Here is a 21,858-nt window from a genome sequence, read left to right as displayed (position 1 = left end):
AATCGCTACAATCGCGCCTCATTTTTTGAGAGGCCAGAATAAAGATGCGAGTGATATTGGGACCGATGGAAGGTGTGCTCGACCACCTGATGCGAGAGATGCTTACCGAAATCAATGACTACGATTTTTGTGTCACTGAGTTTGTTCGCGTTGTCAGCCAACCACTCCCAGACCATGTGTTTTATCGCCTCTGCCCTGAACTGAAACAAGGGTCAAAAACAAAAAATGGTGTGCCTGTCAAAGTGCAGCTGTTAGGCCAAGATCCCCATTGGATGGCCGAAAATGCTATCCGCGCCGCTCAGCTCGGTGCGCATGGTATCGATCTCAACTTTGGTTGTCCGGCAAAGATGGTTAATCAAAGCAAAGGGGGCGCAGCGCTGCTGCAACACCCAGAACTGATCTATCAAGTGGTCAAAGCGTGTCGTGATGCAGTGCCCTCGCACATTCCAGTTTCCGCCAAAATTCGTTTGGGCTGGGAAAACCCGGAAGATTGTTTCGAGATTGTGGACGCGGTAGAGCAAGGCAAAGCGGATGAATTAACCGTCCATGCAAGAACCAAAGCTGGCGGCTATAAAGCGAATGAAATCAAATGGGATTACATTGACCAAATCCGCCAACGTTCCACGATTCCTTTGATTGCTAATGGCGAAATCTGGAACTATGCCGATGGTCAAGCCTGTATTGAAACCACTGGCATCGATTCTTTGATGGTGTGCCGTGGCGCATTAAACGTGCCTAACTTGGGCAACATCGTTAAGCACAATCACCGTGCGTTGCCGTGGCACGAAGTGGTGGATTTATTGCTCAAATACACCCAATACGAAGTGCGTGGCGACAAAGGGAAATATTACCCAAATCGTATCAAGCAGTGGTTTGCTTATTTGCGCCAAGCATACCCACAAGCGGCTGACCTATTCCGCGATATTCGCACCTTGACGCAAGTGGAAAGCATCGTTGAGCATCTGCATCACTATCGCGAACAGCTCGAGGTGGCACAGTAAACAATTTTGTCTTTACCACTGTTTTTCGCTTGGTAAAGACTGTCATCGGCAGCTTTGAATAAAGCGTCAAAGCTGTCACCTGCGCCCATTTCACGTATCACCACGCCTGCCGAAATGGTAAAACCGTGTCTCACCACTTGAGGTGACCGTTCATTAACGGCTTCACGAACTCTCGCGAGTACTTTCTCCATGCCATCGCACTCATCGCCATAAAGGGTAATGACAAACTCTTCACCGCCAAATCGAGACGCAACATCGCATTGGCGAATATTGTCGCGAATACAACTGGCCACTAATTTGATCGCTTCATCACCCACATCATGGCCATGGCTATCATTGATCGATTTAAAGTTATCAATATCAAACACGGCTAAAGCAATTTTCTTTTTGGTGATCTTGTTTCGCCAAACCGACTGCATACCACGTCGATTGAGTAGTCCTGTCATCGGATCTTTGGTGGCGAGATCTTTAAAATACTGACGTTCGTGGCGAGTGTTGACCAAAAAGAGTGTAAAGGTCGAAAGCAGGTAGATAAAAATCGCCGCTGCTAAGCTGTATTTCTCGTAAGAAACAAAGTTCTTTAGCTCTTGAGTCCAATCGAAAGTGTAGAAAATAACGTGAGAGTCATTGAGTGTTGGGAAGTCAATGTCGCGCACGCGCAAAGCATTTGGCGGTATGGGTGACTCGGTATTCCACAAATGAAATTCACCTGCCAACTGTTTATTGGTGGTGAGCAGTGTCTTCGCTTCAATACTGATGAGCAGCATTCCTTGATGCTCACCTTTCTCATATACCGGGATACTGAGTGAATACCGAGACTCTTGCGTCGCGGTTTTGATATCAAATTCATAGCCTGGGCCAGAAAACGTCACTCGACCGGGATTACTGGCGGTTTTCTGCCAAAAAGGACGGGCTTTTAAAGTATCGAGCAACTCAACACTGAACGATGCCGCATACGTTTCTGGTGATGAAATCACGTAACCGTGCTTGTCGATGTAAAGAATACTGACCATAAACGGCTCGAGATCATGTAAAAAGGAAAGCGACGGAGCAAACCCTGATTTTTCACTGACTCGTTGGTTTAAATAACTTCCAGACGCGCACAACTCCGGTAACCCTGCCAGCATGTAGTCGATGTCCACTTCAGGCTGATCGGGGACCATGCCGTCGGCCATTAAGAGCGGATCAATCGGCCAAATAAAGCACAAACCATTTTCTTGTTTGTTGTTGTGATTACTCAAAATCGAATAACCGTCGTCGGTGTAACTACTAAAGTTGTATTCCAAGGCGGTTAGAATTTTTATGCTTCTCGTCAGCATCCGATCAATGCGTTCGTACTCCTCATCGATGTGTCGATTGATCGAATCGTAGTAATTCTTGACCGTCATAGAGATCACAGCCAAAAAAATCAACGCGGGGAATAACACCACAAAGCGTCGGCTAAATTGTCTTTTTTTACTCATTCGATAACCAAGAATGCTGAGAAACAAAACCCTTTGACCGCCAAAGCGTGTCAAAGGGTCTAATGTCTTTTGTTTGAGAACAGCTCAAATATTAATAGATTGTGCCAGAACTGTCACTCAAGTTTCCAAATTTGAATGGATTCAGAAGAGATATTAACCACAACTTTACTATTTACTTGCAAAGCACTTTCATTACCCAATAGGGAAACCAGACGTCCTTGCGGTTTTCCAAGTTGCCAAATTGGCAGCGTCATAGAGCATGCCTTCGAATCTAAGTTGACCATCACAAGCAGAGTGTCTTCACCATACTGACGAGCAAAACTGAACGACGTTGGTTCAACATGCAAAAATTGGATCGCTCCTTGCTGCAGCGCCTTAGACATTTTGCGAAGTTCAATTAGACGTTGGTGATATTGGAACGTCTCCACATGACCAACACGCTCCCACGGGAAACAGCGGCGGTTATCTGGGTCATTCTCACCTTCCAGTCCAACTTCACTACCATAATAAATACAAGGGGTTCCGACATAAGTGAACAGCAAGCCGAGAGCAATGTTCATGCGCGCTTGGTCATTTTCCAACAAGGTAATAAAACGTGCGGTGTCGTGGCTGTCGAGTTGATTGAACTGGCTGAGCTGGTTAAGCCAAGGTACTTTAGCGCGTGATTCATTTAGCCAATCAACAAAGTCGATGCAGTCGATCTCAATAGGATGGTAGGCAATGTCTTTCTTGGCCAATAGTGCTCTTACTGGATGCGCAAAGCCGTAGTAATTCATCGAGCCATCTTCTTGCTCACCTTGGAGCCACTTGCTCGCCTCGAAGAAATGCTCCCCTAATACATAAGCTTGAGGGTTTTCTTGTTTAGTCGCATTGCGGAACTGCTTAACATAGTAGGCATTGTTGCGCGCACCTTCACCTTCTCCAAGCATGTGGATCACGTCAAAACGCCAACCATCGATTCGATAAGGTGCTTTCAACCAGTGGCGAATGGCCGCGTGTTCGCTGGCATAAATGTAATTACGTACCTCCGCATTTTTAAAATTCAGTACTGGTAAGCTGTCAACGCCCTTCCAGCCAATATAATTTTGGCTATCGTCTTCGAAAAAATAATAGTGGCGATACGGTGATTCGATGTGGTGATAAGCCCCCATCTCACCTACCCCATTTTTGTCAAACCAAGGGTGCTCACATGAGGTGTGATTAAAAACGGCATCAAGCACAATTTTCATACCGCGTTGATGAAGCGCTTCGCTCAACTCTGCAAACTCTTGGTTGCTTCCCAAATGCGGATCAATGGTTAAGTAATCAGTGGTGTCGTACTTGTGATTGCTCGGCGCCGAAAAAATCGGATTGAGATAGAGCGCTGTCACGCCCAAGGTTTGCAGGTAATCCAATTTGCTGCGAATGCCAGCCAAGTCCCCGCCATAAAACTCACAACCCCCATAGCCATTGTGTTTGTCAACGGCCGCTCCCCACTCTTTTGCGACCACAGGGCGTGTGCCATTTTTTACCGAGTATTCGCCACTTTTAACGCTGATCTCTGGGTTACCATTACAGAATCGATCAGGGAAAATTTGGTAGAAAATCTGCTCACTCACCCACTCTGGCGGCTGATGAGATTGGTTATATTTGAAATGGTACTCGCTGCCTGGCATCCGTTTCTGTACGCCACGAGCGTCTAACCAGACGGTGGCACCTTCTGTGATCACTTTGAAAACGTACTGGGTGATCTCTCGGTCTTTATTCAAACGGAATGACGCTTGCCAGCCATCGAGTTCCCCTAACTTAGAGACTCGCTGCATTTCTACTAAGTACTCTTCATTGTCAGGCTCGTGCCGCAGGTAGACGGCTTGAATTCCTTCAGGCTGAGTTCTTAAGGTAACGTGAGCGATTTGATTCTCAACGCGGAAGTAATCCGGCGTTTGCGCATGAAAAAGAAAAGGTAGGGTCATTGCGAGTACTCTTTTAATCGGTATTTCATACCATTCTAAAAGCACAGCGCTGAGCGACATCCCCCCTTGAGAAATAAAAATCACGTTATTTTTCACGGGGAGATCACAATCGGTAGGAGGATAGCGAGGGCGTAGAGAAAAAAAACTAATTGAGCAGTAAGCTGTCGTCGGCCAACTCTTCGCCACGCACTTTAGAGAACATCTCGAGGAGATCTTTCACCTGCATCCCCTCTCGCTGCTCACCAGCGACATCCAGCACAATTTCACCTTGGTGCAGCATGACCGTGCGATCGCCACACGCCAACGCATCTTTCATCGAGTGCGTCACCATCATAACGGTCAAGTTAAACTCTTTGACGATACGTTTGGTGAGATCAATGATGAATGCCGCCATGCGTGGATCAAGTGCTGCAGTATGCTCATCAAGCAGTAATAGTTTGCTGTCTGACAATGTGGCCATCACAAGGCTGACCGCCTGACGTTGTCCGCCAGAAAGAAGACCAATACTGTCACCCAAACGATCTTCTAACCCTAGCCCCAAAATGCTGATCCGCTCTTGGAACAGTTTGCGACGCTTTGCTGAGAGCGATAAGTGCCAACCTCGCTTTTTTCCACGCATGTACGCGAGCGCCATGTTTTCTTCAATGGTTAACGCGCCACAAGTGCCTGCAAGCGGGTCTTGGAACACCCTTGCACAAAGAGAAGCGCGTTGGTCAACCGTTTGTGATGTCACATCGACGTCATCGATCAATACTTTGCCGCCCACCATGGGGGTTTCACCTGTCACCGCGCCAAGTAAGGTCGATTTACCCGCCCCGTTAGAACCTATCACCGTCAAAAACTGATGCTCTGGTACTTCGAGCGTGACACCACGTAGCGCACGATTTTCTAGAATGGTGCCTCGATTAAAGGTGACCTGAATATCTTCCAAACGAATCATAGTGTACCTCCTGACTTCTGTTTACCACTACTCGCCCCTGAGTTAACGGGCTTTTTTATCGCCATGTTTCCTTTTAGTTTTGGCGCAATCAACGCGATGGCAACCAGCACTGCCGTGACTAAATTGAGATCCGACGCTTGCAGACCAAACATGCCAGAACTTAGCGCAAAAGCCACCGCCAAACGGTAAAGCACTGAGCCGACGATGACCGCAACAACGGCAACCCAAATTTTTCGTCCCGGAATCAACGTTTGCCCCAGAATCACCGCTGCCAAACCCACCACGATAGTACCGACACCCGACGTCACATCGGCAAAACTGTTGGTTTGCGCAAATAACGCACCAGCGAAACCGACGAAGCCATTCGACAGTGCAAGACCAAAATAGGTGTAAAAAGAGGTGCTACCACCTTGAGCGCGCACCATACGTGCGTTAACGCCCGTGGCGCGTAAGCCTAAGCCAAAATCACTGTTGAGCAGGCGTACCACCAGCCAAGAGGAGATCAAAACGAGAATACCGACCACCAGTGGACGGATGAACATGGGATCACCCAAGCTTTCAAATGGGGTCAAAATGGTCTCTTCCCCCAATAACGCCAAGTTTGGTCGCCCCATAATACGAATGTTGATTGAGAACGCCGCAATCATGGTTAGGATGGAAGCCAAAAGATGAAGAATACCGCAGCGCACCGCCAAAAAAGCGGTCACCCAACCCGTCATCGCACCAGCAAGAATGGCCATCCCAGTGGCTAGCCATGGATTCACACCCGCAACGATAGCGGTTGCCGCAACCGCAGCACCCATAGGAAAACTGCCATCCACACTCAAATCCGGAAAATCGAGAACCCTAAAGGTTAAGTAAACACCTAAGGCAACTAAGCCGTAAAGTAAGCCAATTTCTAGCGCACCGAAAAACGCAAAAGCAGACATAGCAACTCCTTTATTCTGCTCTAACAAGGGGCCGAATCTCCGTCGGCCCTAGATAGGATTTTATTTGACGTCTGTGGCTCGAGAAAGCACAGAGGCTGGAATAGTAATACCTAATTTCTCTGCAGTGCCTTGATTCACAACAAGATCGGATCCCGTTGCCACTTTTACATCGAGCTTACCTGGCTCTTGACCTTCCAAGATCGCAACAACGTAATCCGCCGTTTGCACGCCAACTTGGTAGTAATCAAAACCCAAGCCTGCTATTGCCCCTTTCTCAACATAAGAAGTCGCACCACCAAATACTGGTTTTTTCGCTTGATTGGCCGCGACAATCATCCCTTCAATCGCACTGGCCACTGTGTTATCCGTGGGAGCGTAAATCACGTCAGATTTCGCAGCAATCGCTTGAGTCGCAGATTGCACATCCGCACTTTTTAATGCGGTCGATTCCACCACTTTTAACCCTTTTTCCGCCGCGCTTTTCTTCAATAGCTCAACCAAAGTAACCGCGTTTGCTTCGCCTGGGTTGTACACCACGCCAATCGCCTTAGCGTTAGGCAACAGCTCTTTGATCAGGTCAACGTGCTGAGATACTGGTGAAAGATCGGAAAGACCAGTGACGTTTTTCCCCGGTTGCTCCATGGATTTCACCAGTTTAGCGCCTACAGGATCAGTAACAGCAGTAAATACAACTGGAATAGAGCGCGTGGCCGAGACCAATGCTTGAGCCGTTGGGGTTGCGATACCAACTAAGACATCCGGGCTTTCCCCGACAAACTGACGAGCAATTTGCACCGCAATCGCTGGATTGCCTTGCGCCGTTTTGTAATCAAACTCGAGGTTTTTGCCTTCGACATACCCTTTTGCTTTTAGTCCATCTAAAAGGCCTTGTCGGGTGGCATCAAGTGCCGGGTGTTCAACGATTTGTGAAACGGCAACTTTGGCAGTTTTTGCCATCACAGAATGGGAAGAAATTAAAGCAGCACCGGCAAGAACAGCCGTGGCGATCAGTTTTCCTGCTTTCATCTTGACTCCTTGAATTCAGCATAGGTTGGGATGTTGTGTGGTATCACGAAACCTCCACTCTGGATGAGTAAGGTTAAGCAATTATTTTTGTGCACTTTTTGTACATCTGAATGACATTATTACCAGCAACTTATCTATTAGGAAAGCAGGATTTAACAGAAATACAACAAAACGAGAGATAAATGACGGTCACTCAGCGGGCAAAAACAAAACGGGCAACCCGATTGGCTGCCCGTTAACGATCTTTTTTGAACAAGTGGAAACTTAGAACCAACGCTCGAGCGCGGATTTATCTAAGTGACGGAAAGCGCGGTTTAAGGTATGCGCCAACTCTTTGTAGCGAGGTCGGGATTTCAGCGGTTCTAGTGCCGAACCACTTTCGACAATTTTTTGATGCAACTCTCGATACCAGGTGGCCAGTGCTGGTGGCAGTTGAGTATTGGAACGATGGCCTAACCACCACATTCCTTGCAAAGGCAAACTCAGTGCAAATAAAGCCATGACAATCGCTTGAGGCAGAGCTTGATAATTGTTGAACGCCATTTGAGTCAGAACGCTGATGGCTGCTATCGCTGGCATCACTTTAATGCCAAAACGCGTTGCTTTGATAATCCGTTGTTCAGGAAAAATGGCACTCAGCTCTTTGCGCATCGGCCAAGTATCCATGTACTTTTGCCCGTCTCGCAGACTGTGGGCAAGTCCGACTTTATTGTTCATACTGCTCTCTCACTAAAAATTAGTTGAAGATTTCAACTGAAAACGCAAAAAATTGATGAAAGTTAATATTCTTTCAAATTTTTTTTGTTATCATTGCTTATTATCGCTATCCTTTGCAGACCCTCAATCTCATTGTTGCTGTTATTTACAATTTAAGCAACTCTGAAGACCTTCTGCAATGGATCGCAAAGGGGTGATACGGGTTCACCTCTCTCTTAGAAATACGGAAATTGAAAGTTTTTTGACCAAGATTAGTGCGCAGCTTTGGTTGCATCGTCTATTCTTGTGAATGATTTTTCATCCTTACTGATTTTAATCAGACGAATAACAGGTAGTCACACATGTCTAAGCTAGTTTTAGTTTTAAACTGCGGTAGTTCTTCTCTTAAATTTGCTGTTGTTGATGCTGAGAATGGTGCAGAGCATCTTTCAGGTCTTGCTGAATGTCTTCACCTTCCTGAAGCTCGCATCAAGTGGAAACTTGATGGTAAGCACGAAGCTCAACTAGGTAACGGTGCAGCACACGAAGAAGCACTAGCGTTCATGGTAGAAACTATTCTTGCTTCTAAGCCAGAGCTTTCTGAAAACCTAGCTGCAATTGGTCACCGCGTAGTACACGGTGGTGAGCAGTTCACTCAATCAGCTCTAATCACTGACGAAGTTCTTAAAGGTATTGAAGATTGTGCAACACTTGCTCCTCTTCACAACCCTGCGCACATCATTGGTATCAAAGCCGCTCAAAAATCTTTCCCAGCACTGAAAAACGTTGCTGTGTTTGACACTGCTTTCCACCAAACTATGCCAGAAGAAGCGTACCTATACGCACTTCCATACAACCTTTACAAAGAGCACGGTATCCGTCGTTACGGCATGCACGGTACTTCACACCTATTCATCACTCGTGAAGTTGCAGGTCTACTAAACAAGCCAGTTGAAGAAGTAAACATCATCAACTGTCACCTAGGTAACGGTGCGTCTGTTTGTGCAGTGAAAAACGGTCAATCTGTTGATACTTCAATGGGTCTAACGCCACTTGAAGGTCTAGTAATGGGTACTCGTTGTGGTGACATCGATCCTGCGATCATCTTCCACCTACACGACACTCTTGGCTACTCTGTTGAGAAAATCAACACGATGCTAACCAAAGAGTCTGGTCTTGCTGGTCTAACTGAAGTGACTTCTGACTGTCGTTTCGTTGAAGACAACTACGGTCAAAAAGAAGAAGCAACTCGTGCGATGGACGTATTCTGCCACCGCCTAGCGAAATACGTTGCTGGTTACACTGCAACTCTAGAAGGCCGTCTAGACGCAATCACTTTCACTGGTGGTATCGGTGAAAACTCTGCACCTATCCGTGAAATGGTTCTTAACCGTCTAGGCATCTTCGGTATCGAAGTTGACAGCGAAGCAAACCTAAAAGCACGTTTCGGCGGTGAAGGCGTTATCACAACAGCAAACAGCCGTATCCCAGCAATGGTTATCTCGACTAACGAAGAGCTTGTTATTGCAGAAGACACTGCTCGCCTAGCAGGTCTTTAATTGACTTCTCTGGCTAGCCTTCAGGCTAGCCAGATTTCTTTTTGATAAAGAATCTTGGGCTTCACTTCTATTGTTTGGTTCGCCAAACCATAAGCAGTAAAGCTTTAAATCCCCCAATAGTTAAAGGTACTTTCTCTGATGTCCCGTACTATTATGCTTATCCCTGCAAGTGCTGGTGTTGGTCTTACTAGCGTAAGCATGGGTGTTCTTCGCGCTATGGAGCGCAAAGGCGTTAAAGTTTCTTTCTACAAGCCTATCGCACAACCACGTAGCGGCGGTGATCTTCCTGATCTCACTACCACTATCGTTGGCGCAAACAGCGATATGAAGATTGGCGAACCCCTATTGATGTCTGTTGCTGAAAATCTAATCGGTAACGACAACATGGACGAACTGCTAGAAACGGTTGTAGAACGTTACAACCAAATTAATAAAGATGCAGACGTGACGCTAATCGAAGGTCTTGTTCCTACTCGTAAGCACCCATTTGCTAACCAAGTGAACGCGGAAATCGCAGCAACACTTGGTGCTGAAATTGTTCTTGTGGCGACCCCAGGCACTGACAACCCAGCACAGCTAAAAGAGCGTATCGAAGTGGCTTGTTCAAACTTCGGTGGCACGAAAAACAAAAACATCTCTGGTGTTATCATCAACAAGCTAAACGCGCCAGTTGATGAAGCAGGCCGTACGCGTCCTGATCTATCAGAGATCTTCGATGACGCAGACAGCGCGAAACAAAACCAGCTAGAAGTGATGCAAATCTTCAACTCTAGCCCAATTCGCGTTCTAGGTTGCGTGCCATGGAGCATCAACCTGATTGCAACTCGTGCAATCGATATGGCGAAGCACCTAAAAGCAGAAGTGATCAACGAAGGCGACATCAACACTCGTCGTATTAAGAGCATCACCTTCTGTGCACGTTCTCTGCCACACATGATTGAGCACTTCAAACCAGGCTCACTGCTTGTGACTTCTGCAGACCGTCCAGACGTTATCGTTGCGGCTTCTCTAGCAGCAATGAACGGCGTGGAAATCGGTGCGGTACTACTGACTGGCGGTTACGATATTCCTACAGAAATCGAAAACCTATGTAAGCCAGCGTTTGAAAGTGGCCTTCCAATTTTCAAAGCACAAGGTAACACTTGGCAGACTTCGCTCAATCTACAGAGCTTCAGCCTAGAAGTACCTGCAGACGATAAAGAGCGTATCGAGTTCATCAACGACCACGTTGCGGGCCACATCGATGGCAACTGGATTGAGTCAATGACGGAAGGTACTGAGCGTTCTCGTCGCCTAAGTCCTCCAGCATTCCGTTACCAGTTGACTGAGCTCGCTCGTAAAGCGGGTAAACGCATCGTTCTTCCTGAAGGTGACGAACCACGTACTGTGAAAGCGGCAGCGATCTGTGCTGAACGCGGTATCGCAGAATGTGTGCTGCTAGGTAACCCTGAAGAGATCAAACGCGTGGCAGCACAACAAGGTGTTGAACTTGGCGCTGGCGTTAAGATCATCGATGCAGACGCGATTCGCGAAAACTACGTTGCTCGTCTTGTTGAACTACGTGGCTCGAAAGGCATGACGGAAGTTGTGGCTCGTGAGAAGCTGCAAGATTCTGTGTTCCTAGGCACTATGATGCTTGAAAACGATGAAGTTGACGGTCTAGTATCTGGTGCGGTTCACACGACGGCAAACACCATCGTTCCTCCGTTCCAAATCATCAAGACAGCACCAAATGCGTCTATCGTATCTTCTGTATTCTTCATGCTTCTGCCTGATCAAGTACTGGTTTACGGTGACTGTGCGATCAACCCAGATCCAACGGCAGAACAGCTTGCAGAAATCGCGATTCAATCTGCGGATTCTGCTGCAGCCTTTGGTATCGACCCACGCGTAGCAATGATCTCTTACTCTACTGGTGAGTCTGGTAAGGGTGCAGACGTTGATAAAGTACGTGAAGCGACCAAACTGGCTCAAGAGAAACGTCCTGATCTGATCATCGACGGTCCTCTGCAGTACGACGCAGCGATCATGGAAAACGTGGCAGCGTCTAAAGCGCCTAACTCTCCAGTAGCAGGTAAAGCGACCGTATTCGTATTCCCAGACCTCAACACGGGTAACACGACTTACAAAGCGGTACAACGTTCAGCAGACCTTGTTTCTATCGGTCCAATGCTGCAAGGTATGCGCAAGCCGGTAAACGACCTGTCTCGTGGCGCGCTAGTCGACGATATCGTCTACACCATCGCTCTAACTGCAATCCAAGCGACTCAAGATCAGAAATAATCCACTGAATCTTTTGTCTCTTGTCAGTAAGACTGAGCAGCGATAGAACGAAAAAGGGGTTGGCACTATGCCAACCCCTTTTGTTTTATGACTCATTCGGTCTCTTTACGCGCTCGCTTTAGGCTTCCGTTTCTACGTCTGCCACTGCCTCGCTATTCACAGCGGTAGTCTCCTTGGCGAACTCTTTTCTCAAGCGTTTTGCTGCAGACACCAAGTTTGCCAATGCGGCTTCGGTTTCTGGCCAGTTGCGTGTTTTCAATCCGCAGTCTGGGTTTACCCACAAACGCTCTACTGGGATCTTCTGCGCCGCTTTCTTCACGAGATCGACAATCCACTCTTCGCTTGGAATGTTTGGCGAATGGATATCATACACACCTGGGCCAATTTCATTCGGGTAGTTGAACTCTTCAAATGCTTTAAGCAGTTCCATATTCGAGCGTGACGTTTCAATGGTAATCACATCCGCATCCAATGCCGCCACCGACTCAATGATTTCATTGAACTCGCTGTAACACATGTGAGTGTGGATCTGCGTTTCTGGCCTCGCACTCGCCGCTGAAATGCGAAACGCTTCGACTGCCCAATCTAGGTAGTTTTGATGATCACGTTTTTTCAGTGGCAGACCTTCACGAATTGCAGGTTCATCAATTTGAATGATGTTGATGCCTGCATCTTGCAGATCCGAGACTTCATCACGAAGCGCCAAAGCCAGTTGCTGGGCAATCGCTTTACGGCTGATGTCTTCACGTGGGAATGTCCAGCATAGAATTGTGACTGGGCCCGTCAGCATGCCTTTCATCTGTTTTGAAGTGAGCGACTGGGCGTAGGTAGACCAGCCCACCGTGATAGGCTGCTCGCGCTCAATATCCGCGACCACAATGGCCGGTTTCACGCAGCGCGAGCCGTAGCTTTGCACCCAACCAAATTGCGTGGTTTGGAAGCCCGCCAGGTTTTCAGCAAAATACTCAACCATGTCGTTGCGCTCCGCTTCACCGTGAACAAGCACATCGAGATCGAGCGCCTCTTGGCGTTTGACCGCATCCGCTATGTGTCCTTTTAACGCCTGTTCATACTCTGCTGAGGAAAGCTGGCCGCTGCGATAGGCACTGCGCTGAACCCGGATCTCGCTGGTTTGCGGGAAAGAACCAATGGTGGTGGTTGGTAATAGTGGCAACTGCAGCACCTCAGCTTGGTGTCGCGCACGCTCAGCATAAGGCACACTGCGCTGTGCAAGCTCTGCGGTAATGGCATTGACTCGTGACTGCACCGTTGCTTTGTGTACATGAGAAGCCGATTTGCGTGCTTGAATGGGCTGGCTGTACGCCTCACACTGTGCAATCGCGGCTGCATCTCCATCCAGCGCTTTACCCAGGAGCACCACTTCCGACACTTTCTGTTTCGCAAAAGCAAACCAGTTACGCACTTCTGCAGACAAACCCGCTTCGAGCTCTAAATCCACAGGGGAATGCAGCAGCGAACATGAACTGGCGACCCAAAGGCGCTCGCCTAATTCCGCTTTCACGGGCTGCAGGCGCGCTAGCTGCGTTTTGACATCCGAACGCCACACGTTACGACCGTTGACAACCCCAAGCGACAGCACCCAATTTTGCGGCAACTTAGCCAGCACCGCATCCAACTGCTCAGGTGCGGCAGAAAGGTCGACATGAAGGCCGTCCACTGAGAGCTCGACAATGCGATCAAGCGAATCAACAACAGAGTCAAAATAGGTGGTCAGCAGCACTTTTACATCGCTGCGGATCACTTGGTAAGCAAGCTTAAATGCATCAAGCCAAGGCTTTTCCAACTCAAGTGCAAGAATAGGTTCATCAATTTGCACCCATTCAACACCTTGCTTGGCCAACTTGGCCAAAATCGCTTGGTAAGCGGTGAGCAAACGAGGTAACAGTGTTAAGCGGTCAAATCCGTCTTCAATTTCCTTCCCAAGGTAGAGGTAACTCAGTGGGCCAAGCAGCACCGGTTTTACCTTGTGGCCAGCTTGTACCGCTTCGTTCACTTCTTCAAACAGTTGCGGCCAGCTGACTTCAAAGGTGTCCTCTTTACTGAACTCTGGCACGATGTAGTGATAGTTGGTGTTAAACCATTTCGTCATGTCTGACGCGGCCGCGCCATGACACGCACAGCTCGATTGCGACTGACCACGGCCCACTCGGAACAAGGTATCCAAATCAGGGAAGCCATGACGATGGCGTTTTGGCACATGGCCAAGCAACAAGGTGGTGGTCAGAACATGGTCGTACCATGCGAAGTCCCCTGCAACGGCAAAGCTAAGCCCTGCTGAGGCTTGAGTTTGCCAGTTTTTATGACGCAGCTCCGCACCGACTTTTTTCAGTTCAGCTTGGTCGATTTCTCCGCGCCAATATTTTTCTTGGGCAAATTTGAGTTCGCGTTTTTCGCCGATACGGGGATAGCCGAGGATATGCGTGGTCGTTGTCATGTCAAATTCCTTATTCTTTCTATGCGTGATTTTTCTATGCTGGGATGGTTATGCTGCTCACAAACTGCTGCTGAGCGGATGCATGACATCTCGTTCGTTGCATCTCGTTCGCTTCATTCAACAAGATGTCCGGATGGCTAAACTATCTCGCTAACCTCGTGTTTCGACAATCTCCATTTATTCAACTTGTTTATTAGAAAAATTCATCATAAGAAAAGAAACATCAACCAAAATAAATAGACGTCTAGATGTTTACAGCTCCAAAAAAACTGGGTAAGTTAAAAAGGCTCATGTAACGAGCGATTGGTTGAGAGGGATTCATGATTGAGCTAAAACACTTAAAAACACTAACGTCATTGCGAGACACTGGCTCATTGACCGCCACAGCAACCTCACTGCATCTCACTCAATCGGCGCTCTCCCATCAAATTAAAGATTTGGAAGCGCGCATTGGTGGTCAGCTCTTTTTACGCAAAACTCGCCCCGTCAAATTCACCTCAGAAGGGGAAATTTTGCTGCGCTTAGCCGACGAGATTTTGCCGAAGTTAGCCAGAGCAGAGAATGAATTGGCGAGCTTAAAAGAAGACGTGAATGGCCGCTTACACATGGCGATTGAATGCCACTCCTGCTTCCAGTGGCTCATGCCAGCTCTAAAGGAATATCAGTTAACCTGGCCAAGCGTGACGCTCGATTTTTCCTCCGGTTTTGGCTTTGAGCCCCTACCCGCTTTGATGGCTGGCGAACTGGATTTGGTGATCACGTCCGATATTCAGCCTCGCTCTGAAGTGCATTACGAGCCACTGTTTGATTTTGAAATGCGCCTGATTACCGCCACCAATCATCCTCTAGCGAACAAAGAGCGCTTGCAACCTGACGATCTCGCCGATCAAACCATGTTGACTTATCCGGTACAAAAACAACGCTTAGATGTGGTGAAACACTTTTTGGCGCCCGCTGGTGTCGAGCCCGCTCGCTGGAAACAAGCAGACAACACACTGATGCTAGTGCAGATGGTTTCGGCTGGTTTGGGGGTTGCGGCTTTGCCAAACTGGGCGATCAGTGAGTTTTCCCGCCAAGGGCTGATCACCAGTATTCCATTAGGTAAGGGATTGTGGCGACGACTGTTCGCCGCCACTCGCAATGCCGATAAAGACAAACGTTATCTTCAAGCCTTCTTTGCGACGGCGAGACAGCAATGTAAAAGCCATCTTGACGGCATCAAGATGGCTTAAGGGAATGGTCACTAGCGAGAGTATGATTTGAATTGGTTGGTGAGCGGATCGTATTGATAACCCAATACATCCAGTTTGCCGACCACTTGCTCAACGTCCATTTCGTACATGCTGACCAGCTCTTCAAAGCTGTCGCATTCCAGTCGTAACTTCTCGTTGACGATGCCCAGTAGAATAATGCTGTCTAAACGGGCGACGTTACTCAGATCCATGACTACGCTCCTTTGTTGGTACATCTCCATTAAGCGTAGTCACTATTTCAACTGGATAAAGTGAAGCGGGTCTAAATGTTTGAATGTTCGTCAGAGATGAGACTTATCCATTCACCACAAACAAAATTTGCATAGAGACGGTCGCAGCCACGACCAGCACCCACGCGGTTGAAAGCTGGATCTTGCTGGCGGTTTTTCCGCTGAAAATGTGCCAACACCACACGACAATACCGCCAATGACCAGCGCAAGGCTGGTGAGAATCAAGGTTGTGGCTTGAGTCTGTGCTTGCTCATCAAAACCGGACGCAACAGCCAGCAACGAAAGCGCTAGGCCCATCGCCGCCACAATACCACTAAACGGCAAAATGCGGTGGAAGGCTTGCAAACGTGAGCGAGCAATCACTAACAATAAGTGCGCAAACGCCGCACCAAGCAGTACCACCATCATCACTGTCGCCACAGACGCGCCCCACATGGGTTGCTTCATCGCCTGAATCGCCACAAACGAGACCGCTAAGCCATCGGCCAAGTAGAGAACCCAAAGTGGTCCTGCATCACGCGTTTTGCCGGTTTGTACTTTGGAATAGAAATAGAAAATGGCAAACACCACCAGAAAAGCCGCAATCTCAATTGAAGAGACCGCCATCCACATCAAACCAATCGCGGGCAAGAGTTTATGGATACGACCACGTTGGCCCGGGCAAATATCGCCTTTCACTAAAACAAGGGTTAAAACAAGTTGTGCTCCTAGCAACATTGGAGCAAAAGAAGAGAGTAAAAACTGGATCATGATGAACAACATAATGCGACTAAAACTGGGCAGGCATGATACCCAAAGCACTTGAGAACAGCAATGAGCGCACAAAAGTTTGCCAAGCCACTCTCATTGATGCAGCGTCAAAAAAGCCCTTCACCAGACACATAGTGCAGCACATCTTGGTGAGTCACGATGCCCATATATTGCCCCGATTCGTCCAAAATCACCCAAGGCAATGGCAACGATTGTTTCAGCAGTTCATTTATCTCGACGGCCTTGGTCGCCACATCAACGGTTGAGAATTGCGTTTTCATTACTTGGTTCAAGGTTCGCTTACAGATAGCAAGATCTTTGGTGGTTTCTAGCTTGGTCCCCAGCGTGGGGGAAAGATGCAAGTTGAGGGTTTCTCTGTCGACGATGCCAAGGCAAACGCCTTCATCCACAATGGGCAACACCGTGTACTTTCCTTCATCAAGCAATAACTTAGCCTGTTTGATCGTTTCCTGCGGATCGAGTTGCGGTACACAAGATTGCGCAATGCGCAGCACTCCCATACTTCTAACGCTTTCATTACTTTCAAGAAAATCACTCAACTGATTTTGATAATTCCAAGCAAGGTGAAGCTGATCAAGAGGCAAAGGTTTCGAGAAGAAATACCCCTGAATATAATCGACCCCAAGCCCGCACAGCACTTCCAGTTCTTGTTTGGTTTCTACCCCTTCCGCCACCACTTTCACGTTGAGGGTGTGGGACAACTCCGTAATCATTCGCACAATGTGGTACTTGTGTGTACCAACATGAATATCGGTCACAAACTCTTTATCAATTTTCAACAGATCAAAATTACAGTCGCTGAGGTAGGTAAAGGAGGAATACCCCGTTCCAAAATCATCAATAGCTACGCTGACCCCCATGTTGCGAATGCGCTTGATCAACTCTGATTGACTCGATTCACTGTCAAAATAGGCACTTTCTGTTAGCTCTACCGTCACCAGCTCTGGGGTATCGGAATACAGGCAGATCATCTGCTCGGCATTTTGCAGCACCTCTTCCGCCCCAAGTTTGGTGTTGAGCGAGCGGTTAATCGTTATGCCAATGCGGGTACCGAAACGTTCATGAATGGATTTCAGTCCTTGCAGCGACTTCTTACCGACCGTCCAATCGAGATCCGCCACCATCTCTAGCTCTTCGGCAATGCCGACCAGCTCTTGCGTGTTTTGCCATTGACCATGTTTGTCTTTAAAACGGCACAGCGCTTCAAACTTGGCGATATCCCACGTCGCCGTATCGATGATCGGCTGGTAAAACACTTCTACCGATTCCTCTTTGATCGAGCGCACCACCAGCTCTTCCAACTCTCGTCGGCGCAACACTTCTCGGTGAATAGAACCGTGATAGAAGGTGATCATGCCTTTATGTTGACCATCGTGCTCAAGCATGGCTTGTACCGCGTGTGACACCATCACTTTAGGGTTTTGCGTGTCATGCCCAAGTATCGAAACACCCACTTTCCCGCGCAACACCGCATTTTGCACTTCCTCTCCACTCAAATGGGTCAGCTGAGCGAAAAACTTACGGATGGTTTGATGAATGATTTGAACCTGATTCGGTCCTTGGCTTTTGTTGCATTCAATTGCCGCAACAAAGTGGTTGCCGCCTAAATAGCCCACAGCGCTACTGACGCGGTTTTTTTCTAAGCTTTCCGACAGACGTTGTTTCAGTTCATATTCATCACCTGCCGCGAAGTTGGGCAAAAACGCCAGCACCATTAACAAGTCATCATTATTCGAGTCCATCCAGCGCACCGTCAGTTGCTGGGTAAACTGTTTTTCTGTGGGCAGTTGTGTCAACAACTCCACGCCACCATGCTCCATATCAGCCAGACGATAGAGGCGGTCAGAGAAGTCAACATACAAACCAAGGTAATAGACTTTATCGTCACAAGTGAGTTTTTGCAGCGTCAGTTCTTGCGGCACAATCGCACCACCAAAGGTACGAATAAGCACCACGCCTTGCCAGAGCCCTTTGCTGTTTACCTCTTCAGTGATGCTTTGGTAAAACTCATCGCTGTGTTTGCCTGAATCCAAAATCGATGCGCACTGCCCAACAATTTGATTGAGTTTGTAACCTGTGTGATTTTCGAAGTAGCGATTGCACAGCAAGATCTGTGTCGAGGCATCCGTGAGCAAAATGCCATGATGATCATTGTCGAACGCTTGGCGAAACAGCGTCGAAAACTCATTCCCTTTGGTATCGACACTAAACAGCTTGCGGATTTCCCCCTCTACGGCATTTTCCGCTTGGGGAACAAATCGAAACAGCACATAGTGGCTGACCGAGTTGAGGCTAATCCAACAACGGTAGCTGCCTGATTTTTTGGATTGACACGCTCTGTCGAGCAAGTTGAGTAATTGCAGTTTGTCGATGGTGGCAAACGAAGACCAAAATAACGCGCTGATATCCTCACTCAGTCCGACACGCCAAAAATGACGAAACAGCGCTTCATCAACATGTAAGCACGCGTCACCATGTTTCCACTGCCAGCCATACGATGATGACTGAGTGGAATGTTCGCCAGAGCGCCACTCTCCTCTGGAAGGTTGTAACATAGTTTTTCCTTAACGAACCTCACGCCAGCCACTGCGTTGACGTTAATAAAAACCCTAGCCTCTTTAAAATTAGGTGATGAGGCGCAGTTACACCAGTCGAACTAACTAAGATTCTTGCGCAAATGTTTAAGGACCGAGTGCATTTCAATTACCCCTTTATAGTCCCCATCGTCATCCACCATGACCCAAGGAAACAATTCCAATTGGTTAATGACCACCGCCAACGCGCTCATTTGTGTGTGCCAGTGTAGCGTTGAAAAATTCAATACCATCACTTGATTGACGCGCTTGTTCCACAAACCGGCTTCTTTCATGGTTTCCAGCTCGGTGCCCATTCCTGGCGTTAAATGCAAGTTCATCGCTTCTCTATCGACAAACCCTACACATTTCCGCCCGTCCACCACAGGGATAATGTTGAGCTCATCTCGCTGCAAATATTCGAACGCTAATGAGATTGGGTCCCCCGGGTCAAGATGAGGCGTCGCGGGCGTGGCAAGATCGCAGACGCACCCTTTCGAGCCGTACTTCTTCTGGTAGGATGCCAAAGAGAGCGCTTCGAATTGCTGCTGGGCGTCACTTTTGAGGGCAAAAGGCTTAGCAAAAAAGTACCCCTGAACGCTATCCACACCGATTTGCGCCAAAATTTGCAGCTCGGTTTCGCTTTCTACCCCTTCAGCCACCACCCGCAAGCCTAGTTGATGCGAAAGTTCTGTCAGCGATCGTACAATACGATATTGATTGGAGTTCACACGAATATTTTGCACAAACGCGCGATCGATTTTGAGCACATCAAAATGGCATTGCGTGAGGTATTGAAACGAAGAGTAGCCGGTACCAAAATCGTCAACGGCAACAGAAACGCCCGCTTTACGTAGCAGCTTCAGGCCATCTGCTTTGTGTTCTTCACTTTCAAAATAGGCATTTTCCGTGATTTCCACCGTCACTTGATCAGGTTGTACACCACTTTCATCAATCAGCAACGCCGTTTGCATCAACAGCTGACTGACGCCCGTTGACGAACTGATGGAACGATTAAACGAAATACCCACTTGTGGTCCGAAACAACACTGCAAATACTCAAGATCGCTTAATGCTTGCCTTGCCACCTGCTGGTCGAGAATTTCAATCATGTCCAAGTCCTCGGCGATATTGATCAACTCCTGAACCGAGGCTTCTTGACTCAATGCGGGGGGAAAACGGCACAAGGCTTCGAACTTATCCACTCGCCACTGTTGTAGATCGATAATCGGCTGGTAATGCACTTCAATGGTTTTCTGCTCGATACACTCAAGCAATAAGGTTTCTAAGCGCTTTTTCTTTTCGATTTGTAAGTGCATAGCATGATCATAAAAACTGATGTGCCGTTGCTGCCCTGAATGCATTTCCAACAGAGCCTGATTAGCATGCGTGAACAGTGCCGCTGGCGTTTTTGCGTCAACACCGAGTACCGAAACACCGGTTTTCCCTTGGGTTAGCGCTTGCGAAACTTCGCCTTTGGCTTGCTTGAAACCGTGAAAAAATCGCTTCATACGTTGGCGAACCTGACGAATGAGAGAAATATGAGAATGATGTTCAATCTCCAGCCCAACAACAAAGCGATCATTGCCAAGATAGCCCACTAAGTGGTTATGGCTGTGCTCAAACAGAAACTGAGCAAATTCTCTTTTCGCATTCAGCTCCGTGCTGTAAGAGAAATTCGGCTGTATCGCCAGCAGCAGGAGCGTTGACTTGTCACTCTCACTTTGGTGCCAAACCTCCAATAAGCGCAGGAACTTCTCTTTAGAGGGCAACTGAGTGAGCAGATCAATGCCTCCTTTTTCCCGATCATTAAGGCGATTGAGATGCGTCGAGAGATCGGCACTAAACCCAATAAAATAGTCTCGACCCGCTAACGTCACTTTTTGGATGGTGAGATCTTGTGGGGTATTCTCTCCCCCTGAGGTTCGGGTCAAAATCGCCCCGGACCAACTGCCTTCCGTCGCAAGGGCGTGCCACATCGACTGATAGAAATGCTCAGAGTGTTTATCTGCGTTAAAAATACGAGATTTAAGACCGATAAGATCGCGGCGATGATACCCAGTGAGGCGTTCAAAATAGGCATTACACGCAAGGATGCGAGTCTCTTCATCGGTCACTAAAATGCCGTGGTGATCGTTTTCAAACAAACGGTAAAACAGCTCGGCCACTTCATCGGCATCACGCAGGAGCAATAATGGTGTGACGGTTCCGGCAAGCTGATTCTCTCCTTGCCTTTCAATATCAAACTCAACAAAAGTGACAATGTTTAACGGCGTCACGAGCGCACATTGATAACGTTGACTGGCACCTGTCGTTAACACTTGGCGAAAAGCGTCGATCGCTTTTTTCCGTTGAGAAATCGGCAACCACTGAATGAGCTGCTTGGTGGTAATGGGAAAAATCTCCACACCAAATAAGGCATAGGCGGCACTCTCTTCGCATTCAAACCGTTGAGTAACAAAGTTGAGCCGCCAGTCAAACGCGACACCAATGACATTTTCATGAGCCTGAACTTCACTCGACGAACCAACTAACTTCTCATCCATGGGCCAACTCCATGCCAAATACGACTCTTGTTTCATAATTATAGAATCGTTGCCCAACGCTAACCTTGACTGCCCCTACAGTTTTTAGCTTGCTTCTTACCAGTGGACTTTGGTTAGCGAAAAAACGTGATAAAACTAGGGTTATGTAGTGGTGGATAGTGGTCTCACAAGCCGCTATAA

15 protein-coding genes are annotated in these 21,858 nt (G+C 47.9%); 4 read left to right on the top strand and 11 right to left on the bottom strand.

Annotated features, from left to right (window positions below; genetic code table 11):
- The first annotated feature begins 44 nt into the window (after positions 1–44).
- Positions 45–1,001 carry a tRNA dihydrouridine(16) synthase DusC gene (gene dusC / locus PQQ36_RS09175; RefSeq protein WP_273660972.1) on the top strand — a complete coding sequence of 319 codons (957 nt, stop codon included), beginning with the start codon at positions 45–47 and terminating at the stop codon, positions 999–1,001.
- Here the strand turns inward: dusC and PQQ36_RS09170 are convergent.
- The 6 genes from PQQ36_RS09170 to yfbV form a co-directional block, all read right to left on the bottom strand.
- Entirely contained in the window at positions 971–2,464 is a 1,494-nt protein-coding gene (locus PQQ36_RS09170) for a sensor domain-containing diguanylate cyclase (protein WP_072611633.1), read from the bottom strand. The two genes, dusC and PQQ36_RS09170, sit on opposite strands and share 31 nt — an antisense overlap.
- Positions 2,465–2,577: 113 nt before the next feature.
- Positions 2,578–4,416 (bottom strand): maltodextrin glucosidase, encoded by a 1,839-nt coding sequence (gene malZ / locus PQQ36_RS09165; RefSeq protein ID WP_273660971.1) that lies wholly within the window; start codon positions 4,414–4,416, stop codon positions 2,578–2,580.
- A 145-nt stretch (positions 4,417–4,561) separates the two neighbouring features.
- Positions 4,562–5,356 carry an ABC transporter ATP-binding protein gene (locus PQQ36_RS09160; RefSeq protein ID WP_011080098.1) on the bottom strand — a complete coding sequence of 265 codons (795 nt, stop codon included), beginning with the start codon at positions 5,354–5,356 and terminating at the stop codon, positions 4,562–4,564.
- A complete protein-coding gene (locus PQQ36_RS09155; protein ID WP_273660969.1) occupies positions 5,353–6,285 on the bottom strand; it encodes an ABC transporter permease in 933 nt (310 codons plus the stop codon). The genes PQQ36_RS09160 and PQQ36_RS09155 overlap by 4 nt, the downstream gene beginning before the upstream one ends.
- A 60-nt stretch (positions 6,286–6,345) precedes the next feature.
- Complete coding sequence (locus PQQ36_RS09150) at positions 6,346–7,311, bottom strand: ABC transporter substrate-binding protein (RefSeq protein WP_011150649.1); 966 nt, start codon at positions 7,309–7,311, stop codon at positions 6,346–6,348.
- A gap of 264 nt (positions 7,312–7,575) precedes the next feature.
- Positions 7,576–8,028: a terminus macrodomain insulation protein YfbV gene (gene yfbV / locus PQQ36_RS09145; RefSeq protein ID WP_011080095.1), complete on the bottom strand. Its 453-nt coding sequence runs from the start codon at positions 8,026–8,028 to the stop codon at positions 7,576–7,578.
- A gap of 341 nt (positions 8,029–8,369) precedes the next feature.
- Here yfbV and PQQ36_RS09140 point away from each other — a divergent pair, with 341 nt between their 5' ends.
- Together PQQ36_RS09140 and pta are read left to right on the top strand one after the other, a co-directional pair.
- Entirely contained in the window at positions 8,370–9,566 is a 1,197-nt protein-coding gene (locus PQQ36_RS09140) for an acetate kinase (protein ID WP_017421922.1), read from the top strand.
- A 138-nt stretch (positions 9,567–9,704) separates the two neighbouring features.
- Entirely contained in the window at positions 9,705–11,849 is a 2,145-nt protein-coding gene (pta, locus tag PQQ36_RS09135) for a phosphate acetyltransferase (protein WP_011080093.1), read from the top strand.
- Between the two features lie 118 nt (positions 11,850–11,967).
- Here pta and metE read toward each other — a convergent pair whose 3' ends face one another.
- Positions 11,968–14,304: a 5-methyltetrahydropteroyltriglutamate--homocysteine S-methyltransferase gene (gene metE / locus PQQ36_RS09130; protein ID WP_225471658.1), complete on the bottom strand. Its 2,337-nt coding sequence runs from the start codon at positions 14,302–14,304 to the stop codon at positions 11,968–11,970.
- A gap of 320 nt (positions 14,305–14,624) precedes the next feature.
- On the opposite strand from metE, the gene metR reads away from it, so the two are divergent.
- Positions 14,625–15,536, top strand: a complete 912-nt coding sequence (gene metR, locus PQQ36_RS09125; RefSeq protein WP_011080091.1) for an HTH-type transcriptional regulator MetR — start codon at positions 14,625–14,627, stop codon at positions 15,534–15,536.
- An 11-nt stretch (positions 15,537–15,547) separates the two neighbouring features.
- Here the strand turns inward: metR and PQQ36_RS09120 are convergent, their stop codons facing one another.
- From PQQ36_RS09120 to PQQ36_RS09105, 4 genes are all read right to left on the bottom strand, one after another.
- Entirely contained in the window at positions 15,548–15,748 is a 201-nt protein-coding gene (locus PQQ36_RS09120) for a DUF4250 domain-containing protein (RefSeq protein ID WP_013571464.1), read from the bottom strand.
- Between the two features lie 103 nt (positions 15,749–15,851).
- A complete protein-coding gene (locus tag PQQ36_RS09115; protein WP_176301300.1) occupies positions 15,852–16,538 on the bottom strand; it encodes a hypothetical protein in 687 nt (228 codons plus the stop codon).
- Between the two features lie 107 nt (positions 16,539–16,645).
- The gene (locus PQQ36_RS09110) at positions 16,646–19,114 is read right to left on the bottom strand and encodes an EAL domain-containing protein (RefSeq protein ID WP_176301301.1); all 2,469 of its coding nucleotides are present in this window, start codon (positions 19,112–19,114) and stop codon (positions 16,646–16,648) included.
- A 101-nt stretch (positions 19,115–19,215) separates the two neighbouring features.
- Entirely contained in the window at positions 19,216–21,678 is a 2,463-nt protein-coding gene (locus PQQ36_RS09105) for an EAL domain-containing protein (protein WP_225470653.1), read from the bottom strand.
- Between the last annotated feature and the right edge of the window lie 180 nt (positions 21,679–21,858).

This window comes from Vibrio sp. CCUG 15886, assembly GCF_028570825.1.
Taxonomy (GTDB): Bacteria; Pseudomonadota; Gammaproteobacteria; order Enterobacterales; family Vibrionaceae; genus Vibrio; species Vibrio vulnificus_B.
This window is presented reverse-complemented; position numbering and strand designations above follow the sequence as displayed.